At 67.7% G+C, this 26,860-nt stretch carries 23 protein-coding genes; 8 read left to right on the top strand and 15 right to left on the bottom strand.

The features are described from left to right. Nucleotides 1-406: 406 nt before the first annotated feature. Both LC068_RS12580 and LC068_RS12575 read right to left on the bottom strand, forming a co-directional pair. Nucleotides 407-835: a CBS domain-containing protein gene (locus tag LC068_RS12580; protein ID WP_226637714.1), complete on the bottom strand. Its 429-nt coding sequence runs from the start codon at nt 833-835 to the stop codon at nt 407-409. Between the two features lie 108 nt (nt 836-943). Beyond that, entirely contained in the window at nt 944-1,627 is a 684-nt protein-coding gene (locus LC068_RS12575; RefSeq protein ID WP_226637712.1) for a rhomboid family intramembrane serine protease, read from the bottom strand. Between the two features lie 116 nt (nt 1,628-1,743). On the opposite strand from LC068_RS12575, the gene hfaA reads away from it, so the two are divergent. The 4 genes from hfaA (at nt 1,744) to LC068_RS12555 (ending at nt 7,407) form a co-directional block, all read left to right on the top strand. Further along, nucleotides 1,744-2,178: a holdfast anchoring protein HfaA gene (hfaA, locus tag LC068_RS12570; RefSeq protein ID WP_209119945.1), complete on the top strand. Its 435-nt coding sequence runs from the start codon at nt 1,744-1,746 to the stop codon at nt 2,176-2,178. Then, nucleotides 2,175-3,188 carry a holdfast anchoring protein HfaB gene (gene hfaB / locus LC068_RS12565; protein ID WP_226637711.1) on the top strand — a complete coding sequence of 338 codons (1,014 nt, stop codon included), beginning with the start codon at nt 2,175-2,177 and terminating at the stop codon, nt 3,186-3,188. Before hfaA ends, hfaB begins: the two co-directional genes overlap by 4 nt. Next, entirely contained in the window at nt 3,115-4,365 is a 1,251-nt protein-coding gene (gene hfaD, locus LC068_RS12560; protein WP_226637709.1) for a holdfast anchor protein HfaD, read from the top strand. The genes hfaB and hfaD overlap by 74 nt, the downstream gene beginning before the upstream one ends. Before the next feature lie 147 nt (nt 4,366-4,512). Next, nucleotides 4,513-7,407: a M16 family metallopeptidase gene (locus LC068_RS12555; protein WP_226637707.1), complete on the top strand. Its 2,895-nt coding sequence runs from the start codon at nt 4,513-4,515 to the stop codon at nt 7,405-7,407. A 120-nt stretch (nt 7,408-7,527) separates the two neighbouring features. On the opposite strand, the gene LC068_RS12550 is transcribed toward LC068_RS12555, so the two are convergent. After that, the gene (locus LC068_RS12550) at nt 7,528-8,403 is read right to left on the bottom strand and encodes a hypothetical protein (protein ID WP_226637704.1); all 876 of its coding nucleotides are present in this window, start codon (nt 8,401-8,403) and stop codon (nt 7,528-7,530) included. Between the two features lie 144 nt (nt 8,404-8,547). Between LC068_RS12550 and LC068_RS12545 the strand changes: the two genes are divergently transcribed. Beyond that, on the top strand, nt 8,548-9,075 hold the full coding sequence (locus LC068_RS12545) for a PAS domain-containing protein (RefSeq protein WP_226637702.1): 528 nt from the start codon (nt 8,548-8,550) through the stop codon (nt 9,073-9,075). Here the strand turns inward: LC068_RS12545 and LC068_RS12540 are convergent. Next, nucleotides 9,072-9,599: a gamma carbonic anhydrase family protein gene (locus LC068_RS12540; protein WP_226637700.1), complete on the bottom strand. Its 528-nt coding sequence runs from the start codon at nt 9,597-9,599 to the stop codon at nt 9,072-9,074. The genes LC068_RS12545 and LC068_RS12540 overlap by 4 nt on opposite strands. Nucleotides 9,600-9,914: 315 nt before the next feature. On the opposite strand from LC068_RS12540, the gene LC068_RS12535 reads away from it, so the two are divergent. After that, nucleotides 9,915-10,733: a PhoH family protein gene (locus LC068_RS12535; RefSeq protein WP_226637769.1), complete on the top strand. Its 819-nt coding sequence runs from the start codon at nt 9,915-9,917 to the stop codon at nt 10,731-10,733. Between the two features lie 100 nt (nt 10,734-10,833). After that, nucleotides 10,834-11,922 carry a mechanosensitive ion channel family protein gene (locus LC068_RS12530; protein WP_226637697.1) on the top strand — a complete coding sequence of 363 codons (1,089 nt, stop codon included), beginning with the start codon at nt 10,834-10,836 and terminating at the stop codon, nt 11,920-11,922. Here LC068_RS12530 and LC068_RS12525 read toward each other — a convergent pair. The 7 genes from LC068_RS12525 to LC068_RS12495 form a co-directional block, all read right to left on the bottom strand. Further along, nucleotides 11,894-13,111: a cation:proton antiporter domain-containing protein gene (locus LC068_RS12525; RefSeq protein ID WP_226637694.1), complete on the bottom strand. Its 1,218-nt coding sequence runs from the start codon at nt 13,109-13,111 to the stop codon at nt 11,894-11,896. The two genes, LC068_RS12530 and LC068_RS12525, sit on opposite strands and share 29 nt — an antisense overlap. 76 nt (nt 13,112-13,187) lie before the next feature. After that, the gene (locus LC068_RS12520) at nt 13,188-13,466 is read right to left on the bottom strand and encodes a hypothetical protein (RefSeq protein ID WP_226637692.1); all 279 of its coding nucleotides are present in this window, start codon (nt 13,464-13,466) and stop codon (nt 13,188-13,190) included. 2 nt (nt 13,467-13,468) lie between these two features. Then, a complete protein-coding gene (gene ppdK / locus LC068_RS12515) occupies nt 13,469-16,159 on the bottom strand; it encodes a pyruvate, phosphate dikinase (protein WP_226637691.1) in 2,691 nt (896 codons plus the stop codon). Between the two features lie 176 nt (nt 16,160-16,335). Then, entirely contained in the window at nt 16,336-16,707 is a 372-nt protein-coding gene (locus LC068_RS12510) for an endonuclease domain-containing protein (protein WP_226637689.1), read from the bottom strand. A 112-nt stretch (nt 16,708-16,819) separates the two neighbouring features. Further along, complete coding sequence (gene glyS / locus LC068_RS12505) at nt 16,820-19,126, bottom strand: glycine--tRNA ligase subunit beta (protein WP_226637687.1); 2,307 nt, start codon at nt 19,124-19,126, stop codon at nt 16,820-16,822. Next, nucleotides 19,127-19,606, bottom strand: a complete 480-nt coding sequence (locus LC068_RS12500; protein WP_226637685.1) for an endonuclease domain-containing protein — start codon at nt 19,604-19,606, stop codon at nt 19,127-19,129. Beyond that, nucleotides 19,603-20,490, bottom strand: coding sequence for a glycine--tRNA ligase subunit alpha (locus tag LC068_RS12495; protein ID WP_226637683.1), 888 nt, complete (start codon nt 20,488-20,490; stop codon nt 19,603-19,605). Before LC068_RS12495 ends, LC068_RS12500 begins: the two co-directional genes overlap by 4 nt. A gap of 106 nt (nt 20,491-20,596) precedes the next feature. On the opposite strand from LC068_RS12495, the gene LC068_RS12490 reads away from it, so the two are divergent. Beyond that, on the top strand, nt 20,597-21,352 hold the full coding sequence (locus LC068_RS12490; RefSeq protein WP_226637681.1) for a polysaccharide deacetylase family protein: 756 nt from the start codon (nt 20,597-20,599) through the stop codon (nt 21,350-21,352). Here LC068_RS12490 and LC068_RS12485 read toward each other — a convergent pair. Genes LC068_RS12485 through LC068_RS12470 form a run of 4 tightly spaced genes read right to left on the bottom strand, consistent with a single transcriptional unit; the run spans nt 21,349 to nt 26,776 of the window. Further along, nucleotides 21,349-22,272 (bottom strand): hypothetical protein, encoded by a 924-nt coding sequence (locus LC068_RS12485; protein WP_226637679.1) that lies wholly within the window; start codon nt 22,270-22,272, stop codon nt 21,349-21,351. The two genes, LC068_RS12490 and LC068_RS12485, sit on opposite strands and share 4 nt — an antisense overlap. Before the next feature lie 35 nt (nt 22,273-22,307). Continuing rightward, nucleotides 22,308-23,198, bottom strand: a complete 891-nt coding sequence (locus LC068_RS12480) for a 4-(cytidine 5'-diphospho)-2-C-methyl-D-erythritol kinase (RefSeq protein WP_226637677.1) — start codon at nt 23,196-23,198, stop codon at nt 22,308-22,310. Between the two features lie 8 nt (nt 23,199-23,206). After that, entirely contained in the window at nt 23,207-24,958 is a 1,752-nt protein-coding gene (locus LC068_RS12475) for a tetratricopeptide repeat protein (protein WP_226637675.1), read from the bottom strand. 60 nt (nt 24,959-25,018) lie between these two features. Then, nucleotides 25,019-26,776, bottom strand: a complete 1,758-nt coding sequence (locus tag LC068_RS12470; RefSeq protein ID WP_226637672.1) for an electron transfer flavoprotein-ubiquinone oxidoreductase — start codon at nt 26,774-26,776, stop codon at nt 25,019-25,021. Nucleotides 26,777-26,860 lie beyond the last annotated feature (84 nt).

The raw sequence follows: 26,860 nt of genomic DNA, 5'->3' as shown, positions 1-26,860 counted from the left end.
GCCTCGAGAGGCCCGTGGGCGGCGGGAGCGGCGTCTCTAGAGAGGTGCCTTTCCCGTGTCAACCGAACCTTCGGAGTTTTTTTGCTGCCCGTTCAACCCGTTCAGGTGACCAGGCCGCAAAGCACCGGGGGGAGATGGTAGGCACCTCCCCGAGGGCGATCCGACGATTCGATCGAAGGCGCGGAACCTAACCGAAGACATTGAAGGAAGCAAGAACTTCGAAGCTCTTTTTTCCACCTGGATCACTGTGCGCCGTGGCGCCCCGCGTTCCGTCGTCGGCCCGTTTCCGAGCGAGGCGGCGATATACGAGGGGGCCTTTCAGACCGCAACCCCGAAAAGGCCTTTCATGACGATTTTCTGAAAGACTCAGGGTCGCCGAATTCCGGCATCTTTCAGGCGCCTGCCGTCAGCCCGCAGCGATATAGGTCCTGAGGCTCTCGGCCTCACGCGTGGCCTCGGCGATCTGGCACTTCACGATGTCGCCGATGGAGATCACGCCGATCAGGCGCTTGTCCTTCAACACGGGCAGGTGACGGATGCGGCGGTCGGTCATGCGCTCCATCAATATGGTGACTGTCTCGGTCGGCTCGGCGAACACCACCTCGGCGGTCATATAGGCCGAGACCGGACGGGACAGGGCCCCTGCCCCTTCCCGCGCCACGGCGCGCACCACGTCCCGCTCGGACAGCACGCCCACCACGCGGTCGCCGTCACAGACCATGACGGCCCCGATCCGGCGGGAATGGATTTCGCTGCAGGCCTCAAGAAGGGTCTGGTCCGGCGCCACCGAGAAGACGGCGTCGCCCTTGTCCTTGAGAATCTCGGTCACCAGCATGCGTCGCTCCTCCCTGACGAGATCTGAACGGCCGCGGACCGGGCCGCTCGCGCACCAAGGATCGCTCAGACCCGGCGGTTACGCAAATCCGGAGGGATTCGGAGTGTCTCAGCCCGTGAAGGACGTCCATGTGCGGGACCAGCGGAACAGCGGCCCGATCGCCAGATAGCCCGCGACCATGCCGACCACGTGCGCTTCCCAGCCTATGCCGATGCCGCCGATCCCCGGCGCATAACCAATAAGGCCGTAGATCACACTGAGGGTCACCAGAGCGATCAGGCTAATCAGGGTCTGGCGATCACCCAGCGGTCTGGGCCCGGCCCAGGCCGGGCGCAATATCAGTCGAATCCCCGCCCCCAGCAGGCCGCACACGGCCCCGGACGCGCCCGCAGCAGGCGCGTCGCTATTCAGATGAACAATGCCATAGCCGAGTGATGCGACGATCCCGCACCCCATATAGAAGACAAGCAGCGCCGCCAGGCCGCGTCCACCGGGCAGCATGCGCGCCACGGGTGCGGCAAAGATCAGCGCCAGAAGGGCATTGGTGGCGGCATGCGCCCAGCTGGTATGCACGAACATGGCCGTGACCAGTCCCGGCCAGCCCAGATTTTCGGGCAGGGTCGACGGATAGAAGGCCCAGCGCAGTCCGTCGTCGGGCAGCCTCAGCTGCAGATCGTAAAGAACGAGCATGGACAGGGCCAGAACCAGGGCGACGGTCGGCACCTTCAGGATGGGTTCGCGGGCGGGAGGCTGCGGCTGGATCGGGCCGGATCCCCAAGGCTGGCTGTTCATGGGCCTGAGATGCGCGCGCCGGTCCGCAATCTCAAGCGCTTCTTAATAACCATGATCCATTTTGGCACGGGGCTTGCTGTGCCTGCCCCACAGACCAGACAGCGCGGGAGCGCCTCATGCGACTCAAACTGGCGGCTGCGGCTGCAGTGACATTTCTGGCCCTGCCGGCCGCCGCCCACGCCCAGTCGGCGGGCAGCGCGGGCACCGGCAGCTATCAGGCGGGCTACGGTGGCGCGCGCTATACGACAGCGCGGCCCCAGACCGGCTCGACCCGCGACCAGAACGGCAACCGGCTGATCGTCAACGGCCTGATCCAGACCGGCGCCTCGGCCTATTCGCAGAGCAGCGGCGGCGTGAGCAGCTGGGGCAACTGGGGATCGAACGGCAACGGCAACGGCGGCACGACCATCGGCGGCGCCACGGCCATCGGCAACAATCTGAACGTCGTGGTCCAGGGCAACTGGAACACGGTGATCGTCAACTCGACCCAGACCAATACAGGCGATGTTACAGCCGGGACGGCGCTGAACGGAACGATCGACCTGCCATGAGCGCACTTCCGACCTTTCGCTGGCTGAAACCGGCCACGGCGGCCTGCGCGGCAGCGGCGCTGCTGAGCGGCTGCGTCCCCTCCGCCGGGAGCAACGGCCTCTATGCCGCGCCCATCGGCAATGCCCCGGTGACGGCCAATCCGACCCCCTATTCCACCGCCCTGTTCTGCCTCGCAGACTATGCGCGGACCTATAACCTGCCTTCGCCGCGCATCGCGGTCGGTCAGATCGCCGACTACACCGGCACCATTTCTGCGGACGGCGGACGTCAGATCACCGGCGGGGCCTCGCTGATGGCCACCTCGGCGCTGGCCAAGTCCGGTGCCGTGATGGTTGAGCGGTTCGACACCTCGGTATCCGAGATGGAACTGCGCTATGCCAACAACAAGCTGATCGGCGACGAGGGCACGGGCGATCCGTCTGACCCTGGCTATCGTCGCATTCTGGCCGGCCAGGTGCCGGGCTCGGACTTCTATATCGTCGGCGGCATCACCGAGGTAAACTACAACATCCGCTCGTCGGGCTTTGATATCGGCGGCGGCGAGGCGGACACCAACACGCCATTCTCCGGCGTTTTCCAGGGCCGCACCTATATCATGAACGTGGCGCTGGACCTGCGCCTCGTGCAAACCACCTCGCTCGAGATCGTCGACGTGGTCTCGTACCAGAAGCAGATCGTCGGCCACGAAGTCTCGTCCGGCGTCTTCGACTTCCTGAATGGCAATGTGTTCGACCTCTCGGCGGGCGAAGGCGGCTTCGAGCCCGTCCAGCTGGCCGTTCGCGCTCTCGTGGAGCGGGCCATAATCGAATTCATGGCCAATCTGTATGGCGCCCCCGGCCCGGAGATCTGCCTCGATACGCAGAACGAGCTGCTGCGCGACACCTATGGCCCCACGGGCAACTATTACCCCGCCTATCCGAACACGGAGACGAACAATGGCCAGACACGCGCCGATCCGTCTCGCTGGCATGATCGCCGCGACGGTGACGTGCGCCGCAGTCGCTACTGAGGCTGCCGCGCAGGACCAGGACCCGTCGATCGTCCTGAACGAGCAGATCCAGTTCGGTGACGTGTTCGCCGAGCAGACGCTGGACGTGGTCGATTCCTCGGAACAGGTGACCGTCAGCAACTCGGCCACCGGCAACAGTCTGGCCGGCGGCGTCGAGGGCGGCCAGATGACGGTCCGCTCGGACCAGACCCTGCAGGGCGACGTGCGGGCGGATACGACCTTTGTGCTGGGCGGCGATACCGAGGGCGTGGTCAGCGCCGTGACCCAGGCCAATGGCAACTATCTGGGCCTCAGCGCCTATGACGCGACCCTGACCACCGAGGCGACCCAGACGGTCGGCGATGTCGAGATCGTCGCCACTTCGACCATGGACCAGGGCGACGAGCGCCTTCTGGGAGGGGCCTATGTCGACACCTCGGCCATCGGCAATACCGCAGCCCTCGGCGGGGAGCGCAGCTATTTCGACGGCACGGTGACCCAGAGCTCGGACGCCAATGTCCGCGCGTCCAATTATGCCGCCACCCAGTACATCCCCGCCGAGGCCGAGTTCACCGCCCAGGCCGTGGCCAATGTCGTGGCGGTGACCGGCACTTCGGTCACCGGCCAGAATATGGTGATCGACCAGACCTCGACCGGCGGCATCATCGATTCCGGCGTCAGCGCCAATGCGGGCAATGCCTGGGACCTGGCGGGGCGCGCCAATGCCGGCGCCAACCGGGCGGTTCTGACCAACCAGGGCGGTTCGGTCGTCGCCACCACGCGGCAGAACAACACCAGCCAAATCCAATCGCAGGCGATCGTGACCGCGTATGACTATGGGTCGGGCGAATCCTACGCGCGCGGCGTCGCCAACGAGGTCTCGGTCGGCAACAACGACATCTATGTCGAGATCGACAACTCCCAGATCAACACGGGCGGTGTGGCCGTGAACGCCCAGTTCGCCGGGGCCCAGGGCTATGACGCCTATGTCGGCGCCGATGCGGCGGGCAATGTGGTGACGGGCTTCGCCTGTGCCGACTGCGCCGGCTACATGACCGCGACCAACAGCCAGACGAACAACGGCAATGTCAGCGCGACGGCCCAGACCACGACGTCCGGTGCCAACCGGGCTGTCATCACCGGTACCAATGCGGTCGGCAATGCCGCGACCTTCTACGTTTCGCGTAGCGGCGATTAACTTCCGTTAATATTTCCGGCCGGGTCGTTTAAACCGCGCCTGCCCTCCGCTAGGATGCTCCTGACGGCCCGCTTCCGGGCCAGACGTTCGTTATGTCCCCGCTTTTCCAGTGAAAACGCCGGGCCGCGATCCCAAAGGAGCTCTCTGATGCGATCCCCCCGCCGCCTTCTGCTTGTTGCCGCCTCCAGCCTGGCCGTCCTGGCCGGCGCCGGCCTGCCCTCGATGGTCATGGCCCAGGACACGGCCACCGTCTCGGCCAACGCCATGCGCCCCTCCGACCCCTGGGCGCACGAGATCAGCGACATTCCCGCCGATACCGCCGTCCGCTTCGGCCAGCTGCCCAACGGCGTGCGCTACGCCATCGTCCGCAATACCACCCCGCCGGGACAGGCCTCGCTGCGGGTACGGATCGACGCCGGCTCGCTCATGGAGCGCGACGACCAGCTGGGGCTGGCCCACTTCATGGAGCACATGGCCTTCAACGGCTCGACCAATATTCCCGAGGGCGAGCTGACCAAAACGCTCGAGCGTCTCGGTCTGGCATTCGGTGCCGACACCAATGCCTCGACCGGCTTTGACGAGACTGTCTACAAGCTGGACCTGCCGCGCACCGACGACGAGACCGTCGACACCTCCCTGATGATCCTGCGCGACATGGTCGGCAATGCCACCCTGGGCGCCGATGCCATTGACCGCGAGCGCGGCATCGTCCTGTCGGAAGAGCGCACCCGCGCCGGACCGGGCCTGCGCTCGCTGATCGCCCAGCTGGAGTTCCTGCTGAAGGACCAGCTGGTTCCCGACCGCCTGCCGATCGGCTCGACCACCGTGCTGGCCAATGCGCCGCGCGAGCGTTTCGTCGAGTTCTACAGCGCCTATTATCGCCCCGCGCGGACCACGGTGATCGCCGTCGGTGACTTCGACGTCGACGTCATGGAATCCAAGATCGTGGCCACCTTCGGGGACTGGGAAAACCCGGCGGCCGACGGCCCCGAGCCCGAGCTGGGCACCGTCCAGCCGCGCGGTCTGGAGGCCGGCTCCTATACCGAGGCCGGGGTGCAGCCCAGCGTGCAAATCACCTGGGTCAATCAGGCCGACACCCGGCCGGACACCCTGGCGACCCAACGGGAAGACCTGATCGAGGGCCTGGGCCTGCAGGTCCTGAACCGCCGTCTGCAGAGCATGGCGCGCGGCGAGAACCCGCCCTTCATCGGCGCCTCGGGCAGCAATTCGAACCTGTTCGACTCGGCCGAAGTGGCCAGCGTGACGGCCGTCTATCAGGACGGAAACTGGGCCGGGTCGCTGGCCGCCATCGAACAGGAACAGCGGCGGCTCGTCGAATTCGGCGTGACGCAGGAAGAGCTGGACCGCGAGATCACCGAGATCCGCACGGCACTTGAGGAACGCGTCGCCGGCGCCGCCACCCGCCGCACGCCGGGTCTGGCCAACAGCCTGGCGAGCTCGGTCAACAACGACGAGGTCTTCACCTCGCCCGCGACCGATCTGGAAATCTTCGAGAGCGTTGTCGCGGGCCTGACGGTGGACGAGGTCAATACCGCCCTCCGCTCGACCTTCACCGGTCAGGGCCCGCTGATCTTCGTGACCGGCCCCGAAGCAATCGAGGGCGGCGATGAGGCCATCCTCGCCGCCTATGAAGCCTCGAAGCGCACCGAGGTTTCGGCCCGCGCCGCCGAGGCCCGCGCCGAATGGCCCTACACCCAGTTCGGCACGCCCGGCACGGTCACCTCGACGGAGATGATCGAGGACATCGGCACCACCTTCGTCACCTTCGACAACGGGGTGCGCCTGACGATCAAGCCGACTGAATTCACCGACGACCAGGTGCTGGTCTCGATCCGGACCGGCTCGGGCTTCCTGTCCCTGCCCACGGACGAGCCGACCGCCGCCCTGGCTCTGGGGGCCGCCTTCGGCGAGGGCGGGCTCGGCCAGCTGACCGCAGAACAGCTGGAGACCGTTCTGTCCGGTCGCGTCTACAGCGCCTCCCTGTCCGCCGATGAGGACGCCTATCGCCTGTCCGGCACGACCCGGCCCGAGGATCTGGACCTGCAGATGCAGGTGCTGACGGCCTATCTGACCGATGCCGGCTGGCGGCCCGAGCCGTTCGAGCGGGCGCGCGGCCAGTTCCGCCTGATCCTGCCGCAGCTGGATGCCACGACCGGGGGCGTGTTCGCGCGCGACGCCTCGGGCCTGCTGCGCTCGGGCGACGCCCGCTGGACCATCCCGACTCTTGAGCAGGTCTCGTCCTGGTCGCTGGACGATCTGCGCACCCAGGTCAGCCGTGATCTGTCGCAGGGCCCGATCGAGGTGATCATCGTCGGCGATGTCGATGTCGATGCGGCCATCCAGTCGGTTGCCGCGACCGTCGGCAGCCTGCCGGCGCGCGGCCCGGCGGCCACGCCCTCGGCCCAGGCCCGCACCTCGCGCTTCCCGGCCGGCACCGCCCAGCCGATCGAGCTGAAGCACGGCGGTCGCCCGGACCAGGCCATGGGCTTTATCGCCTGGCCGACCGGCGACAACTTCACCAACCCGCGTGAGGCCCGCATGGTGCGCCTGCTGGCCGATGTCCTGCGGCTGCGCCTGCTCGACGAACTGCGTGAAGGCCAGGCGGTGACCTATTCGCCGCAGGTCAGCACCAGCGCCTCCAGCACCTTCGAGGGCTACGGCTATATGTCGGCGGCCATTGAGGCTCCGCCCGAAAAGCTGGCCGGCTTCTTCACCGACGTCGACCGGATCGCCGCCGAGCTCGTGGCCAATCCGGTCACCCAGGACGAGCTGGACCGCGCCCGCAACCCGCGGATCGAATCGATGCGCCGCAACCAGAACACCAACGCCTTCTGGATGGCCGAGCTTCAGGACGCCCAGACCGATCCGGATCGCCTGCCGACCCTGCGCTCGGCGATCAGCGACATCGAATCGGCCACGCCGGCGGACCTGCAGGCCGTCGCCCGCAAGTATCTGGTGCCGTCGGATGCCTATCGCATCCAGGTGACCCCGCGCGCCGAGGCCGAAGCCTCCGCCGAATAAGAAAAAAAGGCCCCGGAGAGCGATCTCCGGGGCCAGTTTCTCTCAGGACGATCGACGGAGCCGATCTCCCGTACCTTGCGATATGGCACCTGAAGGGGGGCTGAACCCGCCCGTCAGGGATCAGTAGCCGCGCGAGCCGACGCCGCCGTCCAGCATCAGAAACGAACCCGATACGGCCAGACCTTCGGTCTCGATGATCTCCTCGCGGTATTCGGTGTAGCTCTCCTCGCGATAGAGGGTCAGGATCTTGAGGCCCGCGCCGTAGCGGCGCAGCAGCGAGCGCTCGTTGCAGTCCCGCTCGGGCCGCTGCGGGCGGCATTCCATGAAGCTTTCCCGGCCGCCGTACCACAGGGCCTCGCCCTTGCGGCACGTCAGGGTCTCGCCGTGGTCGAATCGCTCCTCGCCCTGATAGTCGGCGATGGTGATCTGCAGCCAGGTGCCGGCGATGCAGCGATAGATTTCGCCCTCATAGTCCTGGAACACCTCGCGGTCAGGGCGGACCTGGGACGCGGGATGGGGCACATTGCGATCGTCCAGACAGACGGCCTGGATGATCACGCGCTTTTCGAAGCGGCGCATGGCCGTATAGGGCACGCGAATCGTCTGACGGACGCGGCCGCCCTCGACGTTCAGGCCCTGAATGGTCGTCGGATAGCGCGGGGTGGAGCTGAAATAGGCGCCCCCTCCCCCGCCGACCACGACGGTCGAGCCGCCCCGCGCGTTCACCCGGGCCGAGGCCGAGGCATTGGCGTTCGCGTTCACATTGACGTTCACATTGATATTGCCGCCGTTGCCGCAGCACGGCGGGGCCGGGGGTTGCTGGCAGCAGGGATTCGGCGGCGGCGGAGGCGGCGGGGGCGGAGGCGGCGGCTGACAGCACGGCGGCGGCGGGGGCTGACAGCCCGAGCTGCACTGGGCCTGGGCCGAATCGGCAACCGACAGCAGGGCAAAGAAGCCCGCCATCGCCGCCAGTCCCTGGATGATCCGCACCCGCATGCGCAGGTCTCCTTCAGTGTCCGGTCGACCTGATCCAGCAAGAACCGGGCCGTTCAGCCCGCACCTTGGCGACAAAACCCTTTCGATTCCGTTGTGCGCGGCTCTGGCCCTGCCCTTGCGGCGCATCGGGCCGGAGCGAACGGAATGTTTCATGCTGAGACAAGACGGCTGATCGAGACCTGGGCGGCGCTCCCGGGGGCCGGACGCATTCCCGATCGCCAGGATCTGGACGCCCTGTCGCTGGGGCCGCTGGTGACGCGGCTGTTCCTGCTCGATTATCGCCCGCGCAACAGCCGCATCCGGCTGGCGGGAGACTGGATCGAGGCCCTGCATGGCCGACCCCTGGGCGGACGGGCGTGGAGCGACCTGTGGGACCGGGCCTCCCTGCCGCTGGTCGAGGCGGCGCTGGCCCAGACGCTTCACGAAATCCGGCCGGTGATCCTGACGGGGGACTGTCCGCGCCTGCCCGGCGGGATCGAGATGCCGCTGGTCCCGCTGCGGGGGCCCGGTGGCCGCGCCGACCGGATCGTAGGCCTGTATCGCCCGCGAGGTCTGGAGCGCCCCGTCAGCCGGCCACCGACCCGCCTGTCTGCCCACGCCAGCCTGGCGGTGGGCGAACCGCCGCGGGCCCGGCCGCAGCTGGTCGCCCTGCAGGGCCGCCGCGTGGCCTAGGCCTCGGACAGGTCGGTCACATAGCGCTTCCAGTTGGCGACATAGTGGGCGGCCGAGGCCTTGAGCGCCTCGATCTGACCGGGCTCCAGCGTGCGGATCACCCGCCCCGGCTGGCCGACCACCATGGAGTTGTCGGGAATCTCCTTGCCTTCGGTGATCAGGGTATTGGCCCCGATCAGGCAGTTCTTGCCGATTTTCGCCCGGCCCAGAATCACGGCGCCGATGCCGATCAGGCTGTTATCGCCGATTTCGCAGCTGTGCAGCATGACCATATGGCCGACCGTCACGCCGTCGCCGATGGTCAGGGGCTCGCCCGGGTCGGAATGCAGGACGCTGCCGTCCTGGATATTGGTGTCGCGGCCGATGGTGATCGGGTCGTTGTCGCCCCGTACCACCGCCCCGAACCAGACACTGGCACCGGGCTTGAGAATCACGTCACCAATGACGGTGGCGTTCGGCGCGATCCAGTATTCCCCCTCGGGAGGAAGCTGGGGTTTCTTGTCGCCCAATGTGTAAACACTCATCCGAATACGCCTCTATATTCAGCAAATAAGGGGTTTAACACTCCTTAAACCACGTTAGCCTCAGGATGTTGAGGCGATTCGAGACCTGCGGGTCCCGGCCTCGCCGCCGGATTTTATCCGGTGCAGTCGCTTTCGGAGGTGGCGCATGGCGTGCCGGGCTCGACGGGGTCACCCGTTGAACGACATTCCCCCCAAGGATCGGGCCGCCCCCGGCGGCCTCCGTCCCGACCCCGGTCGTCGCGCAGCCATCCGTCGCGATTTCCTCCCCCAAGCCCAGTCAGGCGATGCCGTTTCGGTGTCGCCTTTTTTCATGCCCTGGAGGCGTCCATGACCAAGCGTTCAGCCCTCAAGCGTCAGACCCGTGAAGCCGCCCGTGAATTCGGCGTCCTCGATACGCCGGAGTTCATTCAGGAGGCCAAGGTCCGGCGCCTGCCGCCGCATGTGGGGAATGGTCGGGGGAATCAGCGCTCCGGCTGGTCGCCCTATCCCTCCAATGACGACCGCGACCAGGCCTATCTGAAGACGCTCAAGCCCAAGTCCGACGGCCAGGCGGCCCTGATGGAGGCCATCGACGACCACAATATGGTGCTGGCGCTGGGCCCGGCGGGCACCGGCAAGACCTATCTGGCCGTGGCCAAGGCGGTTGAGGCGCTCGAAGCGGGTCGCGTGGGCCGGATCGTCCTGTCGCGCCCCGCCGTCGAGGCCGGCGAATCGATCGGCTTCCTGCCCGGGGACATGGAGGACAAGCTGGCCCCCTATCTGCGCCCGCTCTACGACGCCCTGTCCGACCGGCTCAGCATGAAGCGGGTCAAGGCCCTGATGGCCGAGGGCGCGATCGAGATCGCCCCCATCGGCTATATGCGCGGCCGCACCCTGAACAACGCCTTCGTAGTCGTCGACGAGGCGCAGAACTGCACCTACGTCCAGCTCAAGATGCTGCTGACGCGGCTGGGCTGGCATTCGACCATGGTGGTGACGGGCGACCCGCACCAGTCGGACCTGCTGCCCGGCGTCTCGGGCCTGTCGGACATCGCCGAAAAGCTGAAACAGGTGCCGGACATCGCCGTAGTCCACCTGGCCGAGCGCGACATCGTCCGCCACCCGCTGGTGGCCTCCATGATCGGCGTGCTCTGAACGACACGGGGTCGTAACGGGGCCGCGCTGAGGACCGATCCTTCGGAACTCTCTGCGGCCCCGCCCTTTCCCTGCAGATGACCGATCTGCCGGCAATCCGATGACAGACGTGGCCGCTGCATGGGCCGAAGCCCTCCAGCGATTCGACTGGCTGCCGTCGTGGGGCCAGTCGCTGATTCTGCTGGGCGGCGCCGTCAGCGTGGCCCTGATCGTTCACGCGCTGGGCGTGGCGCTGGTCCGACGGGTGGTGAAACAGGGCGACGTGTTCTGGCGCTCCCTCGTCAGCCGTACCCGCCGGCCTGCCCGTCTTGCCCTGGTGCTGCTGGCGATCAGCCTGGTCTCGCCGCTGCTCCCCCTGCGGGAAGAACTGGCCGCCCTGCTGCGACAGGGCCTGCATATCGGCATGGTCATCACAATCGGCTGGGGCAGTCTGGTGGCGCTGGACATCGCCGCCGCGCTTCACCTGCGCAAATACCGCATCGACATCGCCGACAATCTGATCGCCCGCAAACACCTGACCCAGGTGCGGATCCTGCGCCGGGCGGCCGCGACCCTGATCATCGTCTTCACCATCGCCTTTGCCCTGATGACCATCAGCGGCTTCCGCCAGTGGGGCGTCAGCCTGCTGGCGGCCGGGGGCGCGGCGGGCATCATCGTCGGCCTGGCGCTGCAGCCGCTGCTGACCAATCTGATCGCCGGCATCCAGATCGCCCTGACCCAGCCGATTCGCATCGACGACGCCGTGATCGTCGAAAACGAGTGGGGTCAGATCGAGGAAATCACGGCCACCTATGTCGTGGTGCGCCTCTGGGACCTGCGCCGCATGGTACTGCCGCTGACCTGGTTCATCCAGAACCCCTTCCAGAACTGGACCCGTGATTCGGCGACCCTGATCGGCAGCGTCTTCTTCTATCTGGACTATGCCGCCCCCATCGAGGCCATGCGCGAGAAGCTGGAGGCGATCGTCCGACCCTCGCCCCTGTGGGACGGCGATGTGATGGTCCTGCAGGTCACGGACCTGCGCGAGCGGGTGGTCGAGGTCCGCTGTCTGGCCAGCGCGCGCAACGGCGGCGACGCCTTCGACCTCCGCTGTGCGATTCGCGAACAGATGATCGCCTGGCTGAAGGCGGAACACCCCGAGGCCCTGCCCCGGGATCGCATCACGGTTGCGGCGCAGCCGGTTCCCTGACGGGCGCGGGCCGGCCGCCCATCCGGTCGATCAGGGCGAACACCACCGGATTGAGCGTGATCGACAGCAGGGCTGCCGCCAGAATCAGGTCGTGCGTCTCGCGGCTCATGGCGCCCAGATACATGGACAGGGCCGCGAGGATGAAGCTGAATTCGCCGATCTGGGCGAGGCTGGCGGCGACCGTCAGGCTGGTGGCCCGATCCAGCCGGAAGGCCGTGGTGATGGCCAGCGCGGCCAGCGACTTGCCGACGATCACAATGCCCAGCACCGCCACCACCGCCAGCGGCCGCTCGATCAGTATCGTCGGATCGAACAGCATCCCGACCGAGACAAAGAACAGCACGGCAAAGGCATCGCGCAGGGGCAGAGACCGCTCGGCCGCATTGTGGCCCAGGGGCGTGCCGTTCAGGACCAGTCCGGCCACGAAGGCGCCCAGGGCGAAGCTGGCCCCGAACACCGCATAGGCGATCCAGGCGATTCCCAGCGCGATCGACAGCACGCCCAGGGTGAACAGCTCGCGCGAGCGGGTGTGGGCGATCCGTACCAGCAGCCAAGGCAGCACTCGCCCGCCGACCACCAGCATCAGGCCGACGAAGGCCACCACCTTGCCCAGCGTCCAGACCAGGTCCTGGCCCAGCGCCGCCAGGTCCAGCGCCTGCCCCTCGGGCAGCACCATCAACGGCAGCATGACCAGCGCCAGCACGATCACCAGATCCTCGACGATCAGCCAGCCGACGGCCACCCGGCCAACATCGCCCTTGACCTGTTTCCGCTCCTCCAGCGCGCGCAGCAGCACCACGGTCGAGGCGACCGACAGGGCAAAGCCCGTCAGCAGGGCCTCGACATCACCCATACCCAGCGCGAACCGGCCGAGTGCCCAGCCGAGGACGGTCGCCGCCGCGATCTGGAACAGGGCGCCCGGCACCGCGACCTTGCGTACCCGCATCAGGTCGGTCGGGGAAAAGTGCAGGCCGACCCCGAACATCAGCAGGATCACGCCGATCTCGGCCAGCTGCGGCGCCAGCTCCGTGTCGGCCACCCAGCCCGGCGTGAAGGGCCCGACCGCCACGCCCGCCAGCAGATAGCCGACCAGCGGCGACAGCTTCAGCCGGTTGGCGATCATGCCGAACACAAAGGCGAGAACGAAACCGCCGACGAGAGTCAGAATCAGGCTGTCGGCGTGCGGCATCGGGCCTCCGTCGGCGGGTCAGGATGGATTGTAGCGGTCAACCACAGATGGGCAGGAAACGCCTGCTTCGCAATAATTATCCGGCGAAAAGCGTCGGCAAACCCAGCGCCAGAAGCCAGATAATCAGGGCCGCTGTGAGGCTAAGCGCGAACCACATGAACCGCGCCATCGCAGAGCCTCGCGCCAGCAGGGCAAGACCGACGGCCGCCATCAGCGAGGCCAGCACGCCCCAACCCAAGCCCCCGATCACCTGTTCAGCATTGGCGCCGAGCCGCAGACGTTCCAGCCAGAAGCCCATGACGGGACCGATGAGCACGAGCAGGCCGAGGATCAAACGCGCCCCGGCCCGGATCACGGTCAGCGATCCTTCTCGCGTTCGGTGCCCGAGCGGGCGTCCAGCGCGGCCTGGGCGGCGGCGAGGCGGGCGATCGGCACGCGGTAGGGCGAGCAGCTGACGTAATCCAGCCCGGCGCCCTCGCAGAAGGCGATCGACGACGGATCGCCGCCATGCTCGCCGCAAATGCCCAGTTTGACGTCACCGCGCACGGCCCGACCGCGCTCGGCGGCAATGGAGATCAGGTCGCCCACGCCGTCGCGGTCCAGACGCACGAAGGGATCGGCCTCGAAAATCCCCTTGTCCATATAGGCCTGCAGGAAGCGGCCCGAGTCGTCGCGCGAAATGCCGAAGGTCGTCTGGGTCAGGTCATTGGTGCCGAAACTGAAGAACTGCGCATGTTCGGCCAGATCCCCGGCGCGCAGGGCGGCGCGGGGCAGTTCGATCATGGTGCCGACCAGATAGGCGATCGACTGGCCGGTCTCCTCGAACACGGCCTTCGCCGTCCGGTCGGTCAGCTCGCGCAGATATTTCATCTCGAGGCCCATGGCGACCAGCGGGTGCATGATCTCCGGCAGGGGCGCCTGGCCGGACGTGGCCTGCACCTCCAGCGCGGCCTCGAGGATGGCGCGGACCTGCATCTCGTAGATTTCCGGATAGGCTACGCCCAGCCGACACCCGCGGTGCCCCAGCATGGGGTTGGTTTCGTGCAGCTCCTTGGCCCGGCGTTTCAGCTTGGCGGCATCCAGCCCCTGCGTCTCGGCCAGGGCGTCCATCTCCGCCTCGCTGTGCGGGATGAACTCGTGCAGCGGCGGGTCGAGCAGGCGGATGGTGACCGGCAGGCCGGCCATGATCTGGAACAGCTCGGCGAAGTCCGCCTTCTGGAACGGCGCAATCTTGGCCAGCGCCGCGCGGCGGCCCTGTTCATCGTCCGCCAGGATCATCTCGCGCACGGCGGCGATCCTGGTGTCGTCGAAGAACATATGCTCGGTCCGGCACAGGCCGATGCCCTCGGCGCCAAAGCCGCGCGCGGTCTTGGCATCCAGCGGCGTCTCGGCATTGGCGCGGACCTTCAGGCGGCGCACCTTGTCCGCCCAGGCCATCAGGGTCTGGAAGTCGCCGGTCAGCTCGGGCTCGATCATCGGCACGGCGCCGTCCAGCACCTCGCCCTTGCCGCCGTCGATGGTGATCACCTCACCCGCCTTGAAGGTCCGGCCCCGGGCGGTGAAGGTGCCGGCCTTTTCGTTGATGTGGACTTCACCCGCGCCCGAGACGCAGGGGCGTCCCATGCCGCGCGCCACCACCGCCGCGTGGCTGGTCATGCCGCCGCGCGCCGTGACGATGCCGCGCGCCGCATGCATGCCGTGGATGTCCTCGGGGCTGGTTTCCTCGCGGACCAGGATGACGGCGTCACCCAGCTGGCTCATGCGCTCGGCCTCATCGGCGTCGAACACCACCTTGCCGGTCGCAGCGCCCGGGCTGGCCGGCAGGCCCGCCGCCACCACATGGCGCTCGGCCTTGGGATCCAGTGTCGGGTGCAGCAGCTGGTCCAGCGCAGAGGGCTCGACGCGGCTGACCGCCTCCTCCTCCGAGATCACGCCTTCGGACGCCAGGTCGACCGCGATCTTCAGCGCCGACTTGGCCGTGCGCTTGCCGTTGCGGGTCTGCAGCATCCACAGCCGGCCCTGCTCGACCGTGAACTCGATGTCCTGCATGTCGCGATAGTGGCTCTCCAGCCGGCCGACCACGTCGACGAACTGGTGGAACACCTCGGGCATGGCCTCTTCCATCGAGGGGGCGGTCTCGCCCATCTCCTCGCGGCCGGCGCGGGTCAGCGACTGCGGCGTGCGGATGCCCGCCACCACGTCCTCGCCCTGGGCATTGATCAGGAACTCGCCATACAGCCGCGCCTCGCCCGTCGACGGGTTGCGGGTAAAGGCCACCCCGGTCGCCGAGGTCTGGCCCATATTGCCGAACACCATCGACTGGATGTTGACCGCCGTGCCCCAGCTCTCAGGGATGTCGTGCATGCGGCGATAGAATTTCGCCCGGTCGTTCATCCAGCTGTCGAACACGGCGCCGATCGCGCCCCACAGCTGGTCGTGCGGATCCTGCGGGAAGGGCTGGCCCAGCCGGTCCTCGACTACGGCCAGATAGTCGGCGATCACGGCCTGCCAGTGGTCGGCATCCAGGTCGGTGTCGATGGTGACGCCCAGACGATCCTTGTGGTCGTCCAGCACCTCCTCGAAATCGTCGTGGCTCAGGCCGAGGACGACGTTGGAATACATGGTGATGAAGCGGCGATAGCTGTCCAGGGCGAACCGCCGGTCCCCCGACAGGGCCGCCAGACCCTCGACCGTCTGGTCGTTCAGGCCCAGGTTCAGCACCGTGTCCATCATGCCGGGCATCGACGCCCGCGCACCCGACCGCACCGAGACCAGCAGCGGATTCTTCACATCGCCGAAGGTCTTGCCGGTGATCGCCTCTACCTTGGCCAAACCGGCCTTCACCTGATCGGCCAAGGCGTCGGGATAGCTCTGCCCGTTGGAGAAATAGTGGACACAGGCCTCGGTGGTGATGGTGAAGCCCGGCGGCACGGGCAGGCCCAGCGACGACATCTCGGCCAGATTGGCTCCCTTGCCGCCCAGCAGGTTCTTCATCGACGACTCGCCGTCCGCCGATCCCCCGCCAAAGCCATACACCCACTGAGTCATCGTGCCCGTCCTCGCCTCACTGCTCCGGTTCTGACTAGCGCGCCGCACCCGCGAAGGCGAGGCCGCACCCGTAACAATCCGTGAGCGCGTGTGACGTTTCGAGAAGAAGCTGTCTCCTCCCTGTTGCGGAGCAAGGGGTAGGTGGCCGGATGCGAAGCAGCCGGACGGGGGGGGCTTCAGTCTGGCAAACGACCCTTCGCCCATTCCAGAATCTGCCCGGCCACGCCATCAAGATTGGTGCGCACATCCTCGGCGGCGATCCGCAGCACCGCCAGTCCTTGCCGTTGCAGCCAGTCATCGCGCTGACGGTCCCTGACTGACTGCTCGGGGTCGAAATGTCCCAGGCCGTCAACCTCGACGGCCAGCTTCGCTTCCGGGCAATAGAAGTCGAGCACATAAGGCCCGATAGGATGCTGGCGGCGAAACTTCAGACCTGCCAGCTGGCGGCCTTTCAGAACCTGCCACAACCGGGCTTCGGGTGGCGTCATGACCCGGCGTTGAACCCGAGCCCTCGATACGCTTCCGGGTGCGGCCAAGAGCCCCTCCACCGCTACGCGGTCCCCCTCCCCATCTGTGATGGGGAGGTGACATCATCGTCTCCTCCCTGTTGCGGAGCAATGGGGAGGTGGCCGGGTGCGAAGCAGCCGGACGGAGGGGTTCTTAACCCCCCACCTTTCCGAAGTCGGCCACGCGGCCCATGACGGTGCGGACCTGGCCCAGCAGCTTCAGGCGGTTGTCGCGCTCGGCGGGGATGTCGGAGTTGACCATCACGGCGGTGAAGAAGGCATCGACCGGGGCGCGCAGGGCGGCAAGCGCCGTCATGGCGGCGGCAAAGTCCTCGGTGGCCAGCGCCGCGTCGACCTCGGCCCCGGCCTTCGACACGGCGGCGATGAGGGCGGTTTCCTCGGGCGGCGCGCCGTCCAGCGCGACGGGAGTGCCGTCGGGCAGGTCACCCTTCTTGGCCTCGGCGCGCAGGATGTTCGACGCCCGCTTGTAGCCGGCCAGCAGGTTCTCGCCGTCCTCGGTCTCGAGGAAGGCCCCCAGCGCCTCGACCCGCCGCACGATGCGCACCAGATCGTCATCGCCCAGTGCAAACACCGCATCCACCAGATCGTGCCGCTGACCCTGATCGCGGAGCAGGACCTTCAGACGGTCGGCGAAGAAGGCGAGGAGAGGCTCACCGATAGCGGCACCTCTATCAGGCATGAACTCAAGGATACCCCAACTTCCAGGCTCTACAATGACCGCTTTGGTTGCGCCGCCAAGCTTCAGGACCAGTTCGTCGGCCCAGTTGTCAGGGACGCCTAAGCTCTTGAGCGATCTCGCAGCGTCGAGCAACGCGTGGCGACGGTTGTAGTAGAGGTCCGTCAGGATAACTGCGAATTGCCGGCGAAGCTGCGGCATCAGCGGCACCCGCACCCCATTCTCCAGCACAAGACGGATCACGCCCAGCGCCGCGCGCCTCAGCGCGAACGGGTCCTTCGAACCCGTGGGCTTTTCGTCGATGGCGAAGAAGCCGACCAGGGTGTCCAGCTTGTCCGCCAGCGCGACGGCGACGGTCAGCGGCGCGGTTGGCACAGCGTCGTTCGGGCCCTGCGGCTTGTAGTGGTCGCGGACGGCGTCGGCGATGGCGTCTCCCCACCCGTCCGCTTCGCGGCCACCCTCCCCATCAAGGGGAGGGAGATCAGCGCCGTCTCCCTCCCCCTTGTGGGGAGGGTCCGCCCGGAGGGCGGGGGTGGGGGCAAGCCGCGCATAGTACCCACCCATGATCCCCTGCAGTTCGGGGAACTCCCCGACCATGCCAGAGGCCAGGTCAACCTTGGCGAGGCGAGCGGCCTGTTCGGCCTGATCGGCGTCCGCGCCGACCAGCGGGGCGATCTCGCGGGCCAGGGCGGCGATGCGGTCGACCCGCTCGGCCATGGTCCCAAGTTTGGCATGGAAGGTGACGCCCTTCAGCTTCTCCAGCCAGACGTTAAAGCCGACCTTGCGATCCTCGTCCCAGAAGAAGCGGGCGTCGTTCAGGCGGGCGGACAGCACGCGGCTGTTGCCGGCGGCCAGCGCCGTGCCGCCGTCCGTCGCCTCGACATTGGCGACGACGACGAAGTTCGGGGCGAGTCCGCCGGTCTTCGGATCACGCACCGCGAAATACTTCTGGTGCACCTTCATCGACAGACGGATGACCTCGGGCGGCAGGTCGAGGAACTGCGGGTCCATGGCGCCCAGGATCGGCGTCGGCCATTCGGCGAGGCCCGAGACCTCGTCCAGCAGGCCGTCATCGTCGACCAGCTCCAGCCCCTCCGCGTGACAGACGGCGCGCGCCGCCTCCAGAATCTTGAGCCGGCGGTCGGTGGCGTCCAGCAGCACATGCTCGCGCTCCAGCTTCGCGCGATAGTCGGCGAAATCCTTGACCGCGAACGGCCGGCCCGAGCCCATGAACCGGTGGCCCTCGGTCGTATCGCCGCTCTCGATGCCGTCTACGGCGAACGGCACCACCGCCCCGTCGAACAGGCAGACGATCCGCTTCAGCGGCCGCACCCAGCGTAGGGTGCCGGTGCCCCAGCGCATCGACTTGGGCCAGGGGAAGTCGCGCACGATCCGCTCGACCATCTCGGGGATCAGGGTCGCGGTCGCCCGCCCCTTTTCCGAGATCACGGCGAACAGCACGCCGTCCCGCTCGACCAGCTGCTCGCGGGTCAAGCCGGTCTTGCGCAGGAAGCCGTCCAGCGCCTGTTCGGGTGCGCTGGTCTTGGGTCCCTTGACCTCTTCCTCGCGGTCGGGCGTCGCCGCCGGAAGCCCCTCGACCACCAGCGTCAGCCGCCGCGGCCCGGCAAAAGTCGTCAGCGCCTCCCACGTCAGGCCCGCAGCCTTAAGCCGGTCGGTCGCCATCCGCTCCAGATCACGCACCGCCCCGGCCTGCATGCGCGCCGGGATCTCTTCGGAAAACAGTTCAACAAGAAGCTGGGGCATTTAGCGGACGTCGTATCTATCTGCGCCCTTCCCCCTGGATGGGGGAAGGGTCGGGGTTGGGGGTGGCGCCGCCTGAACAAGGATCTCCTCGATCACGGCATCCAGATCGTTTCGGACCCGGCTTTCCTCAAAGCGGATCACGCGAAAGCCCTGCGTTTCGAGCCACAGGGTCCGCAGCCTGTCTTGGGCTTGCCGCTCAGGCCGCTGATGGTGGTAGCCGTCAATCTCGATCACGAGACGCGTCTCGAAATGTGCGAAGTCGACCACGAACCGTCCGATCGGGGCCTGCCGCCGGAAGTTCATCCTTTTAAGCCGAAGCCGCTGCCACAGCAGGCGCTCGGCCACGGTCTGTTCCCGGCGCAGTCTGCGAGCACGCGGCACAACTCCAGGCGCGTGGCGGGGACGCGGCGTCGCAGCACCCCCATCCCCGGCCCTTCCCCCATCAAGGGGGAAGGGAGGCGTGTGATCGCCTCCGATCATGCCCGGCTTCGCTCCTGCTCGACCCATTCGGTGGCGCAGGCCTTACACAGATCCCGGATGCGGCCGATGTAGCTCTGGCGTTCGGCGACGGCGATGGCGCCGCGGGCGTCCATCAGATTGAACAGGTGCGAGGCCTTCAGCACCTGGTCATAGGCGGGCAGCACCAAGGCCTGTCCCTGCGGGCCGGTCATCGCCAGCAGGCGCGAAACCTCGGCCACCATGTCCTCGAACCGGCGCTTCAGACCGTCGACGTCATAGCCGTGGAAGTTGGCTTCGGACTGCTGGCGTTCGTTCTCGAGGAAGACCTCGCCATAGGTCAGGCCCTCCTTGGTGAACTTCAGATCGTAAACATTATCAACGCCCTGCACGTACATGGCCAGGCGCTCCAGCCCGTAGGTCAGCTCGCCCGAGACCACATCGACCTCGATCCCGCCGACGCCCTGGAAATAGGTGAACTGCGTCACCTCCATGCCGTCGCACCAGACTTCCCAGCCCAGGCCCCAGGCCCCGACGGTCGGGTTCTCCCAGTCGTCCTCGACGAAGCGGATGTCGTGCAGGGCGGGGTCGATACCGATGGCCTTCAGCGACCCGAGGTAGAGGGCCTGCAGGTCCTCCGGGTTCGGCTTCAGGATCACTTGATACTGGTAATAGTGCTGTAATCTATTGGGATTTTCGCCATAGCGGCCATCGCCGGGGCGGCGGCTGGGCTGGACATAGGCGGCCTTCCACGGGCGCGGGCCGAGCGCGCGCAGCACGGTGGCCGGGTGCAGGGTGCCCGCCCCCACCTCGATGTCATAGGGCTGCAGGATCGCGCACCCCTGATCGCCCCAGTATTTGTGGAGGGTCAGGATCAGGTCCTGAAACGAGAGAGGTTCGGTGGTCACGTCAGGCATTTCGTCCGGGGAAGAAGGCGGCGGACCCTAGACGCGCCGGGCCTTGGCGACAAGGCGACTGCACCGTTCCTTAAACGTCGCCGGGCAGGATGGCGCCATGAGACAGCTGGACCAATTCCGCAGGCGCGCCGCCCGCTATCTGGAGATCGAGCCGGTGACCGTGGCGCCCGCGCGCGGCCTGTTCAGCCTCAGCTTCGACGACTTCCCCGAGAGCGCGTGGACCGAGGCCGGTCCGATCCTCGCCAGCCACGGGGTTCTCGCCACCTATTACGTCTGCGGCGGGCTGGAGCGCGGCACCAACCTGGACCTGCCCCAGTTCACCACCGATCAGCTGCAGGCCCTGCATGCGGCCGGCCACGAGGTCGGCTGCCACACCTTTGGCCACGACAGCGTGCTGCGGCTGGACGGCCCGGCGCTGGCCGACAGTCTGGATCGCAACGCCCGCTGGGTGGCCGAACGGCTGGACGGCTATCGCATGCAGACCTTCGCCTACCCGTTCGGCGATGCATCCCTTGGCGCCAAGCGGGCCCTGCGGCGCCGCTTCGATCTGGCGCGCGGCGTGCGCGAAGGTCTGAACGTCGGCCGCGAGGACCGTATGCTGATCAAGAGCTTCGGCATGGAGAGCCGCCGCCTGCCCGGCTATGACCTCGAGGCCATGATGGCCGAGGCGGCGACGAACCGGGGCTGGCTGACCGCCTATGCCCATGACGTCTCGGACCACCCGACGCCCTATGGCTGCACCCCCGCCGATCTCGACCGGGTGCTGACGCTGGCGAAGCAGGCCGGCCTGACGATCCTGCCGATCGGTCAGGCGTGGTCGGAATGCGTGATGCAGGCCCGGGCGGCGGCCTAGGCCGCCTCGGCGACCTCTGCAGCCTTACGGGCATCGGCCCAGCGGATCAGGGCGGCCCGGGGCCAGGCCATGATCCACGAGCGAGCCGTGTATTTGCCTTCCTCGATCAGGGCCTTGCGGGTCGGGGAGCTGGTGGCGGCCCGTTCGGTATGGATGTCGCCCGGGCCCTGATGGACCATGAAGGCGCCGTGCTGGAGCGGATTGAGCCGCAGATAGGCCAGGCGCGGGCTGATCGTCTCCAGCGGCGGATCGTAGAACCAGCTGGACCCCAGCATGCCGGCCATGTGCGGACGGGTCTTGAGGATTTCGGCGGCGGTGGCCCAGGCCCGGTCCCAGCCGGCTGCGTTGAAATCGGACAGTTCGCGGCTTTCGGTGTGAACCTCCAGCCAGGGCTTCCACGCCTGGGCGGCGGCATAGGCCGGGATTACCGACCAGCCCCAGCCCTCGCGGGCGTGGCGCAGCACCTGTCCCGGCCCGAGCGGCGAGGAGAGGTCGATCATCTGGGTGCGGGCGCCCGGCACGCTCAGTGCCAGCGACAGCCGCACATCCTTGGCCCAGAAATCGCGGTCATAGGGGTCGGCGCCCGCCGTCAGGAAGTCGGCCATCCGGCCGATCCACTCGGGATAGAGCTCCAGACTGGCCTCGGGCAGATGCTCGGCCGCAATCCGGCCGGGCAGGTCGAAGGCATAGTGGGCGATCATGGCCCGACGATGATCATCCGTCAGCCTGTCGGCAAAGGCCTGCTGCAGCGCCTCTTCCACCCGGTGGCCGGGCTGGTCGAAATCCCAGTGCGGGGCCGAGGCGGCGGCGGATTCAGCGGCGGCGGGCGCCAGCGCGGCCAGGGTCTCGCGGTCCGCAGCGGACACACGGTCCCGGACGGCGGTGAAGCGGGCGATCAGGTCGGGGCCGAGTGCTTTCATGGCGAAAGCCTAGCCGATCACCGGTTTGCGCCCGGTTAAGCCGAAGGTCCGGCGCCCAGTGTCGTGGCGCGCACCCACCAGCCGGGATGGTCGGCCTCGATCGCCTGCGCCGCGCGCGCCGCGTCCGTCGCACCGTCGTACAGGCCAAAGACGGTGGCGCCCGACCCGGACATGCGCACCAGCCTCGCCCCGCCCGCCTGTCGCAGGGCCTCCAGCGCCGGGCCGATGGCGGGGGCGTTGAGCACGGCAGGCCCCTCCAGATCGTTCCGCTGGTGCGCCAGCCAGGCCATCACGGTCGCCGCATCCCAGGCTGCAGGCGCCGCAGGCCGGTCGGCCTCTCCGCGCGCCAGGGCGTCATAGGCGCGGTAGACTGCCCCCGTCGGCGAGGGCACGCCCGGATTGACCAGCACGGCATGGAGGACCGGCAGGCGCGGCTCGGGCGTCAGCACGTCGCCCCTGCCCTCGGCCCAGGCAGGCACGGCCGCCAGACACATGGGACCGTCGGCACCCAGCGCGGCGGCGACGTCGGCCAGTACCTGCATATCCATGTCCGGGGCCAGATAGCGCCGCGCCAGCCTCAGCACAGCACCTGCATCGGACGACCCGCCTCCCAGTCCGGCGGCGATGGGCAGACGCTTGTCCAGTGTCAGCGACAGGCCGGAGGCATCCACGCCCGTCATCCGCTGCAAGGCGTCCCGGGCCTTCGTCACCAGATTGCCCGCGGGTCCGACCGGATCTTCGGCAAGCGCATCCGCGAACGGCCCGACCACCGTCAGACCCGGTGGCCCGTCAGGGTCCAGCGTCAGCCCATCGCCGACATCGGCAAAGGCCACCAGACTGCACAGCGGGTGATAGCCGTCGTCGCCCACCGGCCCGACGTGCAGGAACAGATTGATCTTGGCCGGCGCGGCCTCATGCCATTGCATGGCCGGCGTCAGAACGATCCGTCCGAGGACGCACCCGGCACCGGCAGACCGTCCTCGAGCTTGCGCTCGACCTCGGCGCGCAGTTCGGCATCGGGGTCGAGGGTCAGCACGCGGGTCCACTGGAACACCGCCTCGCGACGGCGGCCGACCTGCCAGTAGGCATCCCCCAGATGGTCATAGATCACGGCATTGGCCGGGGCCTTGTCGAGGGCGCCCTCCAGGATGCCCACGGCCTGTTCGTACTGGCCCTGCCGGTAGCGCGCCCAGCCCAGCGAGTCCTGGATGTTGGCGTTGCCGGGATCGATCTCGGCCGCGCGGACGATCAGCTCGGTGCCCTGCTCGATCCGGCGGCCCGTATCGACCCACAGATAGCCCAGATAGTTGAGGATGGTGGGATCGTCCGGCTGGGCCACATGGGCGGCCCACAGCTCGGCCTCGGCCTCGTCGATCCGGCCCAGTGCATCAAAGATGCCCGCCCGCAGATAGCGGACGGTGTGGTCCTGCCCCGCCGTATCCAGCAGCGGCCCCTCGACCAGCGCCAGCGCTTCCGGATAGCGCTCCATAGATGCCAGCTGCTGGGCCAGCATGAAGGCGATCCCACTGTCCGACGGCGCGGAGCCAAACGCCTTCTCCAGCTCGGCCAGCGCCGCTTCCGGCATGGCCTCGCGCTGATAGCTGAGCGCCGACTGAACCCGCGCCTCGGTGTAATAGCGCCCCGCGTCCGGCCCGATCCGGGCGAAGGTGTTGCGGGCGGCCACTTCCAGCTGACCCTCGGCCAGGCTGACGCCCACATTCAGCAGGGTCTCGGGCCTGGGCGCCAGACCATAGGCCAGCCGCAGATAGACCGCCGAGAACTCGTGGGCGCCCTCGACACTGGACTGCAGGGCCGCGTTCTCGAGCGCGAGGGCCGCTCCCTCTCGCAGGGTCGGCAGGGCCGGCGCCCGCCCCCGGCCGCTGGCGCGCTGACGAGCCCTTTCGAGCACAGGGTCATCGCCCACCTCGGCGCGGGTGGCGTCATAGAGAGCGATCGCATCGGCCCGGCGTCCGCGCCGCTCAAGGAATTCGCCGTAGTTGAAGGTGAACAGCTGGCTTCCCCCGCGCATGGCGATCAGCCGCTGATACTCGGCCTCGGCCTCGTCATACTGGCCGTGGATTTCCAGCAGCAGGGCACGGTGCGCGCGCTGGAACAGGGTGTTGGCATTGGTCGCGCTGCCGGTCACCGGTGCCAGCGCCGTCTCCCAGTCCCCTGCGGACGCGGCGATGAAGGGGGTCACATAGAGGCCCGCCCGCGCATGGGGGCGTCCGATCGGCTGGCCCTGTAGCAGGGTCCAGGCCGCCTCGGGCCGGTCGGCGATCAGCAGCTGGACGGTCTCGACCAGATGCCCCACCTCGGACAGGACCGGCGGCACGTCCTCGCCCTCCGGCGACAGCCTGCCCGCATAGGCGAGATCGCCCCCGATCAGGGATGAGGTAAAGGCCTGCAGCTGCAACGGCTCGAGGTCCGGCTCCAGCATCTGGGCGCGGCGCAGATAGTCGGCCCCGATGCCGGCCTCGCCTTCGGTCGCCGCCAGCCGTCCGACCAGGAACAGCCCGTAGGACGACCGCCCTTCGGCGTCGAAGGCCACCGGTCGATCGTCGGACACCACCGGCGCCTCATCGGCGTCCGGAGGCGCAGTCTCCTGGGCCAGCACGGGCGGCGCCAGAAGCGCCAGCCCGAGGGCGATGAGGGAACCGGCGGTCAGGGGGAGGTTACGCGTCATGCGTTCAAGCCTTCACGGTTTGCGGACCGTCCGCAAGAGCCCCCTCGCCCCGCGCGAATCCTACATGTTCGGATAGTTGGGTCCGCCGCCACCCTGCGGGGTCGTCCAGACGATGTTCTGCGACGGATCCTTGATGTCGCAGGTTTTGCAGTGGACGCAATTCTGGGCGTTGATCTGGAAGCGCGGATTGGACTTGCCGTCCTCGTCGTACAGCACCTCATAGACCCCCGCCGGGCAGTACAGCCGCGCCGGTTCGCCGTATTTCGGCAGATTGACCTGGATCGGCACCGACGGGTCCAGCAGCTTCAGGTGCGAGGGCTGGTCCTCGTCGTGGTTGGTGTTCGAGATGAACACCGAGCTCAGCTTGTCAAAGCTCAGCTTTCCGTCCGGCTTGGGGTAGGCGATCGGCTTGTGCTTCGACGCCGGCTCGGTCGAGGCCGCATCGGTCTTGCCGTGGCTGAGCGTGCCGAACGGCGACCAGCCGCGGAACAGGCTGGTGATCTGCATATCGATCCCGCCCAGCAGGGTGCCGAAGAAGGCGCCGTACTTGGACAGCAGCGGCTTGACGTTCCGCACCAGCTTCAGCTCGCGGGCAATGTCCGAAGCCTCATAGGCCGCCTGATATTCGACCAGTTCGTCACCCGAACGCCCGGCCTTCAGCGCCTCATAGGCCGCATCGGCCGCGAGGATGCCCGAGCGCACGGCATTGTGGCTGCCCTTGATGCGCGGCACGTTCACAAACCCGGCTGAACAGCCGATCAGCGCGCCGCCGGGGAAGGCCAGCTTGGGCACCGACTGATAGCCGCCCTCGGTGATGGCGCGGGCGCCGTACGAGATGCGCTCGCCGCCTTCCAGATGATCCGCGATCGCCGGGTGGTGCTTGAAGCGCTGGAACTCGTCGAACGGCGACAGGAAGGGGTTCTTGTAGTTCAGGTGCACCACAAAGCCGACCGACACATAGCGATCGCCGAAGTGGTACAGGAACGAGCCGCCGCCGGTCTTGTCGTCCAGCGGCCAGCCCAGGGTGTGCTGCACCAGACCCGGGCGGTGCTTCTCGGCCGGGACCTGCCACAGCTCCTTGATGCCGATGCCGAACTTCTGCGGCTCGGCGGTGTCGCACAGGTTGTGGCGGGCCATGATGGTCTTGGCCAGCGAGCCTCGCACGCCCTCGCCGATGAAGACATATTTGCCCCGCACCTCGATGCCGGGCTCAAAATCGTCGGTCGGCTTGCCTTCGCGGTCGAGGCCGAACACCCCCGCGACCACGCCGGCGACGCGGCCGGACGGCTCGTCCCAGACCACATGGCTGGCGGCCATGCCGGGATAGACCTCGACGCCCAGCGCCTCGGCCTGCTCGCCCATCCAGCGCGCCAGATTGGCCAGCGACCCGACGTAGCAGCCGTGGTTCTTCATATAGGCGGGCTGCGGCAGCAGGGTGATGTCCAGCTGCCCCTGAGGGCCCAGCACCAGGAATTTGTCCTGGGTGACGGCGGTTTCGAGCGGGGCGCCCTTTTCCTTCCAGTCGGGGAACAGTTCGCTCAGACCCGACGGATCGATGACGGCTCCGGACAGGATGTGCGCGCCGACTTCCGAGCCCTTCTCGAGCACGGCGACCGAGACCTCACGCCCCTCGGCGGCGGCCTTCTGCTTCAGGCGGATGGCGGCGGCCAGGCCGGCGGGGCCGGCTCCGACGATTACCACATCGTATTCCATGGCCTCGCGCTCGGCACCGGTCAGGGCCTCCACGGCAGGCAGGCGGTCGATGACGGCTTCCTGCCAGGCGTTCTTCGCTCCGCCTTCGGTGGCATCCTCGGCCATGTGGTCGGCTCCCCTTGTCTTGCTTGTCCGAACCGGGTTCGGTCCGTCGTTGATCCCTTATCAGAAGGTGACGTGGGGGTGGTC

This window comes from Brevundimonas poindexterae, assembly GCF_020524625.1.
Lineage (GTDB): Bacteria > Pseudomonadota > Alphaproteobacteria > Caulobacterales > Caulobacteraceae > Brevundimonas > Brevundimonas poindexterae_A.
The sequence above is the reverse complement of the archived record's forward strand: the minus strand, read 5'-3'. Positions and strand labels throughout refer to the sequence as shown.